Raw genomic sequence first — 8,864 nt, forward strand, 5'->3', positions numbered from 1 at the left:
CCATGAGCAGCGCACTGGAGATCTCCTTCCGTGTCCCGCCCCCCACTCGTACCGAAGCCGCCGCCACGCCCCACCCGGGCGTCGTCGCGCTCGGTCGGCGGCACTTCCGCGTCTACGCCGACCAGGACGGCTTCGCCCTACCCGAGGTACTGGTGGAGCGCGAGCCCGGCAACTTCGGCTACCTCACCGTCCATCTGCCGCCCCGCGTCGAGGTCCGCGCCGAACCCGGGGAGCCCATACCGGCCCAACTGGCGCACGCCCTGGAGACGGTCTGGGTCCCGCAGGAGTACACCATCGTCAGCGTGGACGGGCTCCGTGTCCTCTCCTCGAGCGCCCGGCTGCCCGTGAGCCTGGTGTGCGGCGATCCTCGGACGGCGACACCGGGTGCTCCGTTCCCCGAAAGGCACCTCCGGGTCGATGTGCACTGGTCCGTCGACTACACCGGCCCGGCGGGCAACTACACCGCTCGCGGCAGCGTCACCGTGGAGTTCGCGCCGCCGGGTGAGCAGCCACCGCCTGCGGCGGAAGCAGCCTCCGGGTTCGACTCCGGCTTCGAGCCCGAGAACGACGGCGAGTTCCTGGCACTGCGGACCCCGCAGCCGGCGGGCGACCACTTCCAGCAGTTCGTCGTCGTCGATCTGGGCTCGACCGCGTCCACCGCGACGCTCTGGGACCTGGGCAACATCACCCACCGGCTGGTCGACCCCGATCAGACGGCGGCTCTCGCCGAGTTGCTGAGAGAGCTGCTGGAACCTCCGCCCGACGCTCCCACCGAGTGGCGCAAGGTGGTCGAGGCGATCATGTCCAGCCGACTCGTACTGGGTCGCCGGGGCGGACAGCGGGTCACCGGGCGGGAGGCCCTCGCGCGGCTGAACGACGCCGATGTCGTCGACGCCTTGATGGTGAAGGTGGAGCAGAGCCTGCATCAGGACAGCAGTCCGGCGCTGCGGGACTGGCTGGTGTCGCGCCTCTACGACGGTTACGCCCGCGTCATGAGCACTCCGGCGCTGGACCGCCACAAGCTGCGGCCCGTGGACTACGCGGACGTCACCGACAAGCGCACCCATGCCCCGGCGAGCGCTCTGGTCGAGCAGCCGAGGCCTGCCGAGGACGAGCCCGGCGTCGATCCACTGCCGCAGGACCGGCGTTTCGAGCTGTGCGGGGAGAACTCCGACGGCGCCATCACCGGTATCAAGCGCGCCCTCCTGGAACATCCGCCGCCCCCTGTCGGCGGCACCGACATGAGCGCCGTCCATCTGGCCCAGCACATGTATCTGCGGCTGGTGGAACGGGCGGAGGAACTCACCAGCCGCGAGGGTGACCGGACGGAGCCACGGCTGCGCACCGCCGTCATCACCTATCCGACGAGCATCCTGCCGGAGATCAAGCTCCGGCTCGAAAAACTCGTACGCACCGGGCTCGGCATCCCGCAGGTGGTGATGGACTACGACGAGGGGCTGGCCGCGAGTCTCTTCTTCGTGATGCGGGAGCTGTCCGACAACCAGAACCTCGGTCTGGAAGCGCTGCGTTCCCGGTCGCGGCACGTCAGCGACGACCCGCCGACCTGGCATCGCATTCTGCTGGCCATCGACATCGGCGGCGGCACCACCGACATCGCCCTGCTGCGGCTCGCCCTGGTGGACCAGACACCGGAGTTGGCGAAGGAGGAGGAGTTCGTCTCCGGCCGGGACTACAGGCTCGAACCGCAACTGCTGGGCTCGACGGGGCACGGCCAGCTCGGCGGCGATCTGCTGACGCTCCAGGTCTTCTACTGGATCAAAGCCTGCTTCGTCGACCAGTTGCGCTCCGGTGGCAGCAGCCCCGGCGCGGCACCCGGTAGCGGCGCGGACGGTGAATCCGTGGCCCGTACGCTCTCCACCCGGATCGCCGACCAGGCCGCCGAGATGCTGAACGTCATCGTCGCCCCGGACGTCCATCGCACACTCGACGAGTACCTTCCGACGCGCTGCGACAATGTGCACGACGAGGCGGAGCGCGACCGGCGGCGGCGCCGTTTCACTCTGCTCTGGCAAGAGGCCGAGCGGCAAAAACGCGAGCTGGGCAAGGGCGCGGACGGCAGCGGGGGCGAGGGCTCGGCGGCTGCCGGGACGATCAGGACCGATCGTGTCCAGGCGATTCTCGATGCCTGCTCGCACGGGCTCGGCCAGGCGAAGGAGGTCAGGCTCGACCCCGCCGACTTCCGAAAGCTGCTGCAACCGGTACTGAGCCGGGCCGCGGAGATGGGCGGCGACCTCGTACGTACGGTCTTCACCCGCATCCACGAGGAGAACACGAGACGCGTCGCCAAGGGCCTGGACCCGCATCCGGTGCCCGCCCTCGACCAGGTGGTGCTCTCCGGCCGCAGCAGCGCACTGGAGCAGGTGCGCGAGAACGTCATCGACGTACTCACCAAAGTCGACGCCGACTCGCAGGTCCGGCTCGGCTGGAACCCCACCGCCCTCGCGGTCGAGAAGGGGTTCATCGCCAAACAGGCGACCTCGCTCGGCGCGGCCTGGGCCCATTCCACCCACGCACTCGCGGGCGTGCTGGGCGGACAGCGGACTCGGCTGCGGGCCACGGACGCGGTGATCCGGCTGAGCGATCTCGACATCAGGACCCAGGGGCTCTTCTCCGCGCTGCCAAGCGATTTCGGTCCGGTGACCGCTGAGGCCAGGGTGCTGCCGGTGCTCCGCGCCGGCACCCCCTTCATCGAGCTGGACGCGCGGGGCACCAGAGGTGTCCGTACTGGCTGGCAGCCGCTGAGCGACCTGGTACTGCTGTATCGGGCCGTCTCGTCGAAGGACTCGATCCAGTGGGGCAGTTTCAACCTGTTCCTGGCCGCCGACGCGGAGTCGATGAAGGAACCGCTGGGCGAGGTCTGGCGGAGGATGGACGGCAGGGGGATCAACTACCAACTGGAGATGGACCACCGGCTGTTCTCCTACATCCTGCTCTGCAACGGCACACCGCATCTGCTGGTCACCGGTCAGCCCCTGGAACTGAACGACGCACTGCCCGGTCTGGCCTTCAACGCCTCGCTCGGCCAGTGGTCACTGCCCGGGAGCATCTGCGTGTCGCTGGGCGTGCCGGACGCGGGCGCACCGGACCTGGTCGAGGTGTTCCCGGCGCCGCGGGCCGCCGGTCCGGGTGCAGGAACACGTTCGGGTACGGGCGCTGATGAGACGTATCTGGGCGAGCTCTTCCACGACACCACCGATTCCGAGGAGCCACCGGTGCCGGGCCGGGTGGCGGTTCTCGACGCGCCGCCGATCCGGGGCAACTACCACTTCTATCTGCTGCGCGACGGCAGCGGCGAACCCGAGTACCTTGGCCGGCTCCCGGCCCCGGGCCAGGGCGAGCACTCGGCGACGCTGGACGCCCACGGCCGGCTCCGCGTGCACCGGGGCACCGTCCCCTATCTGCCCGCGGAGACACTGCGGCAGGTCGAGCAGCGTCCCGGCCGGGTACTGCACCGGCCGATGAACCGTGGTGTCAGCAACTTCAACAAGCACTGGGACCCCACGAACGGGAGCCACTGATGCCCCATACCAGCACCGCCGCCGATCACTGGAACGCGTTTGCCAAGGCCGTCGCCGAGGTCCTCGTCGCGGATCCGTCGGCGAGCCGCGAGACGCTGCTGGACGCCCTGCGCCGTTGTGCGGAGACCCTGACGGAGACAACGGCGTACGGCGAACGGTACGAGAGCGACCCCGACGAGGTGCTCTACCTGGTGAAGCGGGCCGGCACAGAGCTCGAGTTCGCCATCCGCGCCGCCGCAAGGCCCCCCGCCACGGCCGGAACGGAGCCTGCCGGCCAGAAGGGGGGCACGGGGGCAGCCCCGCGGACGAGCGGGGAAGGAACGGACATCGGAACCGGGACGGAGTCGCCGGATGTGAACGCAACCCGGTCCGAGCCCCAGGTGACCGCAACGCGTCCCGAGCCCCATCCCGTGACCACGCCGACCGGGCCCGGTCCGGTCGCCGTCGACCTGGAGGGCCGATGTGCCGCACGGCTGCTGGAGTTGGGCGATGAGCTGCACAGGGTCCACGGCAGGTACGTCGGCACGTGGCAGCGCCGTCCGCCCGGGCCCGTCACCGGGAAGGAGATGGCCGGATCCTGGGAGTCACTGCACATCGCCCTGCTGCGCCTGCCCGAGAAGGACGTCGCCACCTGGCGGGACAAGTTCACCAGGACCGCACGCGAGTGCCTCGGCACCGCCGCCGCGCCGTCCGCCGAGCCGGAAGACCACCCTGTTCCCGTGCTCGGTGATCTGCACAAAGGGGTTGTCCTGCCGCTCGCCCTCACCACCGAGAGGGCGCTGCGAAGGGCCGCCGCCGAGGCGCCGCGGGACGTCCTCGAAGCTCTCCGCATCGGCGACGTCATGACCGAGGACGTCCACGGCCCGAGGCTCCAGTGGGCCGCACGGGCGGGACAGGCACTGCGGCTGGCGGAGCTCGACCCGGAGCTGCGAGCCGTCCTCGAGCCCGGCGGCACTCCTGCCGCCCTGCGGCACGAACGACGGGACAAGTACCGGAACGCTCTGGTGACCAGCTTGAAGACCGCCGCCAGCGCACTGAGCGGCGGAGCCGACTGGACCCCCTCAACTCAGCTGGGCCCCGCGCTGGAACTCGACCTCGTACTGGGCGGACTGCACCACGAACCAGCGGCCGCCGCCCCGGACAGCTGGTGGTGGCGGTGGCGAAGGGAAGTGTCGGGCATCCTTCAGCCGCTGGCCCGGAAGGCTGACCATGAGTTGGTCTTCGACGAGACCCACACCTGGCACGAGCCCGAGCTCTCGACGTTCACCAGCAACAATGTGAGGGGCGACAAGAGTCGGGACGAGCAGTTGGTGCACTGGGTGCTCCAGACCCCACTGCGCCGACGCGGCGGAAAGGGGACGGAGTTCCCGGGCAGGGTGGTCTCGCGCCCCGAGCCGCCGAACCCCGGCGGGCTGTGACATGGCGGGAACAGCGGGGACCCGTCGCCACACGCGGAACGGCCCATGGTGGGTGCGCGCGAGCGCGGTGCTCGCCACGTCCGGGGTGGGACGTGCCGCCGGACTGTCCCCACAGCTCGCAGCCGACGTGGCGATGCTCGGTGCACGGGGCGGTGACGCGAGACGCGTTCCGCTCCGGGTCGTGGTGGCCCGTACCGGCGGCGGCCCTGGGCTGGTTCCGCTGCTGGCCGGGCTGCGCATCGCCGATCCGCCCTTCGATACGGACCTTCTTCCGGTCTCCGTGCTCCACACCGCCGTCGACCGCCCCGAACTGCGGTTGGCGCCCGCCCAGTCGGCGGCGCTCGACCGGCTGGCCCGGCTGCTGACCGCCCGTCCTGAGCTGCTGGGCGAGACACTGCGCGCCTCGCCCGGCACGGTGGCCTGGCTCCGCGTCCGCGCGTGCGAGGCCGGCCCCTTCTTCCGCCCGGACTGCGCGGGCACCGAAGCGGTCACTCGTACCTTGCGCCGCTGCCAGGACCTCACCGCCGCCGGTCCGGTGTCGGCGGCCCTGGATACCTCCGTGGCATCGGTGCTGTCCGCGCCGGCAGTGATCCGCGCGCCGTTCCGTGCCTTTCCCCTGCCCTGGCCGACTCCGGGCGACAGTGACCGGGGCAGCCTGTGCATCGAGGTCGTCGATCTACCCGTGGTAGCGCCGGACAGGGCCGGACCCGCGACCGGGCGCGCGCTGCGCCGACAGGCCCTGGAAGTGCTGCACGCCGCGCACCTCGTGCTCGCCGTGCTGCCCGCCGACGAGCTCGGTGGGGAAGCGAGGCCCTCGCCTGCGGTCGAGGTGCTCGCACGACTGCTGGACCAGGTCCGGCGGGCGCCGTACGCGCCGCCGGTCGTGCTGGTAGCGACCGTGGCCGGGTTGCGCGGGAGGCATGGAATGGCGGATCTGGGCAGCTGGTTGCGCGGGCGCGGCGGCCGGACCGTCGGGCCCGCGGCCGAAGGGCTGCGGGTGTACGCATTGGCCTTGCCGGAGGCTGGACTGGCGGCGCGGCTGCTCGACGGGGCGGTTCGGCGGCCCGGTTACACCGTGCGGCAGGCGGAGGCTGACTGGGCGGCCTCCGGGCTGGCCGCGTTGAGCGATGGCGTTCTGCGTCCGTTGATCGGCGAGGCTCCTCGCCGGGTTCCCGGGCTGACCGTGCAGCGGCTGCTGGCCGCGTGCCGCGACATCCGGATGGGCTGCCTCGACTTGACGGACCGCCATGAACGGCCCACGCCCGGGCCGGCGGCAGCGCCCCCGCCCAGGGAATCGATCCGGGCATCGGAATCGCTCGGGGAACGCGACGGGCGCGAACTCTGGGACCATCTCGAAGCCTTCGCCGCGTCCGCGCTCGCGGAGCGAACTGTGCGTCGGCTGGCCACGAAGGGAGCTCGGCCGCATGGAGATTGAACCGGTCGGCCTGGTCGCGTTGCTCACCGGACTGCTCGTGTCCCTCGCCCTGTGCTGTGTACTGGCCGTCGCGGCCAGCCGGGGACCGCGCCGCGCGTCGGTACAGGCATCGCAGCCCGACAAGGAGTTGGTCGCGGCGGAACTGGAGCGGACTCGCGCGGCGTACGAGGTCCAGCTCACCCAGCGCCTCGGAGAGCGGGACCAGGCGCTCTCGGACATTGGTGTCCTGCGGTCGCGGCTCGCCGAGGTGACGGGCAGCGCGGAGGCTGCCATCGCGGCGGAAGTGGAGGTGCGACTTGCTGCCGCGCTGAAGGCGGAGGTAGAGGCGAGGGTGGCCGCCGCGTTGGAGGCACACGTGGAAGCTCAGGTCGAGGCGCGACTGACCGCCGCCTTCGAAGCGAAGGTCGAGATGGAAGTGGCTGCTCGGCTCGCCGAGGCGCTGGCGGCCCTCGCTGCTCACAACCGCACGCAGGACGCGGCCAAGGCTCCCGAGGCGCCCGGCGGGCCGCCGCTCTCCCCCGCCGTACCGCGGCGACTGCCGCTGGGCAGGGACTCCGCAGCCGACAGCACCATCGACGGTGCCGATCTCGGCCCGCTGATCGCCCGGGCAGCCTCCGTCCGGGGCGACCGGCAACGCGAGGACGGCGAGCACCGGCGGGACGCGGTCCTCTTGGGGGTGGTGGAGGAGATTCCCTCCCCGACGCTGCTCAGTGCGGTGGCCGCGGGTGCCCCGCGCGGGCAGTGGTCACGGTCGGCCGCGGAGCGGGCCTGCCGGAGCCTCGCCGCTCAGCTCGGCCACTACGGCGGGCGGCTCGGCAGCGAGCTGTATCCGGCCTCTTACGCCACCGCGCGTGTCCCGGCCGAGGACGGGGAGCTGGGGGGCCTGCTGCGCACGGCCGTTCAGGGTGTGGCTCGCTCCGTGCGTCTGGTGGGGCGCAACGAAGCCGGCGGAGCGAGCGTCGGTGCCGGCACCACCGGTGCGCCGGGGGACGCGGCGGTCGAGGTCGCGCTCACCGGACTGCTGTCCCAACTGGGCGATCATCAGCTGCGTGAGCATGTGGCCTTCGGAATTGGCGACTGCTCCGTACTGCGGCTGCGGGACGGCGCCTGGGACGAGGTCTTCACCGGTGCGCGGGAGGCGCGGCTCCCCACCGCCGCGCCGGAGCTGCACTGGGCCCGGTTGGAGACCCGGCCGGGTGACCTGCTGGCGGTGTGCAGCGCGCCCATGGCGGAGCTGCTGCTCCACGAGGATCTCGGTGACTGGTTCGCGGAGCGCTGGACAGACCGGCGGCCGTTTCTGACGACCTTCTTCTCCCACGTGAACGTCCGGGTGAGGTCGACCGGAGGAGACAGGTCGGTTGTTTGTCTGTGGGACTTCGGGGAGGCCCGCCGCACCCGGGATCGCCCATGAGACTTCCGCAGGGCTCGGCTGCGAGTCTCCTGCGCGCCGCTTCGGGCGACACGACGAGGCGGCCGGCGCCCACCCACCCCTGGCGGCCGAGGAAAGCACCACGAAGTCCCGCCCGGCACACTCGGCGGGAACCATACGTGCGAAGTTCCCCGGGCGGTGCCGCCGCGGTCAGCCTTACCTGCTACGGCCTGTTCGTCGCGGGGAGTTCCCGTGTCGCGTGCTACGCATCGGCCGTTGTACACGTGTCGTCACAGCGTCCTTGCTCCGCGTACTCGAAAGCGGAGAGCCGGAGTACAACGGCGCCCGCGCCGAACATTGCACACCGTCGTAGTCCCTCGCGCGCAGTTCAAGGCATCGATGCCAAGCCACAGCCGACCGCTGCAGCGCACCCCACCCCCGCGAACAGAACTCCCGCCGGAACGAGCCGACGGAGTCAACATCAGTCACAGCGGTCACATGCGTGTCACCAACTGTGTCGACGCACCTGAACCACAAGGCCCTGACCAGGACAAACCTCCCGACCTGGACCACGTGGACGCCAGAAGACGGTTCCGCCTACGTGTGCCAGGTCGTACCGAGCGAGGGCCCGAGGATGAGCACGGGGGCGTCTTCCGGGCCGTCGAAGCGGTACTGGAGGGCTGGGGACTTCATCTCACTCACCGCTCCACGCTAACTTCCGCACCTGTGGTCGCGGAAACGAGCCCGATTTGTCCACGCGGCCTGCACGGAGCCACCACATGTCTCGCGGCGGGCCGGAGGGCAGGTCAGCGGAGCGTTACGGCCCTCCGGGATCCCGGAAAAAAGGTGGGGGCGCGCGAACGGTTTCGCGCTCACAGGTCGGTCGGAGAGCCGAGGCCCGTGAGGGCGCCGACCGGGTCGAGGTCGGGGGTGCCCCTGGGCCACCAGTCGTCGTGGCCCGGTTCCGACTCGTAGGCGTACCAGAGGCCGTCGTGGCCCAGCCTGAGCTGTATGTGGCCGCGGGGGTGGGTGAGGTGGTTGTGCCAGGGGCGGAAGGCGGGGAAGTCGGCGGCCAGGAGGAGCGGGCGGGCCCGGTCGAAACG

4 protein-coding genes and 1 pseudogene are annotated in these 8,864 nt (G+C 71.2%); 4 read left to right on the plus strand and 1 reads right to left on the minus strand.

Features of this window, described 5'->3' with window-relative positions; translation table 11 throughout:
- Positions 1-2 precede the first annotated feature (2 nt).
- The 4 genes from O3Q52_RS15940 to O3Q52_RS15955 are packed head-to-tail and all read left to right on the plus strand — an operon-like array spanning position 3 to position 7,803.
- Positions 3-3,539 carry a hypothetical protein gene (locus O3Q52_RS15940; protein ID WP_269649435.1) on the plus strand — a complete coding sequence of 1,179 codons (3,537 nt, stop codon included), beginning with the start codon at positions 3-5 and terminating at the stop codon, positions 3,537-3,539.
- Entirely contained in the window at positions 3,539-4,957 is a 1,419-nt protein-coding gene (locus O3Q52_RS15945; RefSeq protein ID WP_269649436.1) for a hypothetical protein, read from the plus strand. Before O3Q52_RS15940 ends, O3Q52_RS15945 begins: the two co-directional genes overlap by 1 nt.
- 52 nt (positions 4,958-5,009) lie before the next feature.
- On the plus strand, positions 5,010-6,392 hold the full coding sequence (locus tag O3Q52_RS15950) for a hypothetical protein (protein WP_269649437.1): 1,383 nt from the start codon (positions 5,010-5,012) through the stop codon (positions 6,390-6,392).
- Entirely contained in the window at positions 6,382-7,803 is a 1,422-nt protein-coding gene (locus tag O3Q52_RS15955; protein ID WP_269649438.1) for a hypothetical protein, read from the plus strand. Before O3Q52_RS15950 ends, O3Q52_RS15955 begins: the two co-directional genes overlap by 11 nt.
- A gap of 830 nt (positions 7,804-8,633) precedes the next feature.
- Here the strand turns inward: O3Q52_RS15955 and O3Q52_RS15960 are convergent.
- Positions 8,634-8,864, minus strand: a pseudogene (locus O3Q52_RS15960) (hypothetical protein); the annotation flags it as partial.

Source organism: Streptomyces sp. ActVer, assembly GCF_027270795.1.
Lineage (GTDB): Bacteria > Actinomycetota > Actinomycetes > Streptomycetales > Streptomycetaceae > Streptomyces > Streptomyces umbrinus_A.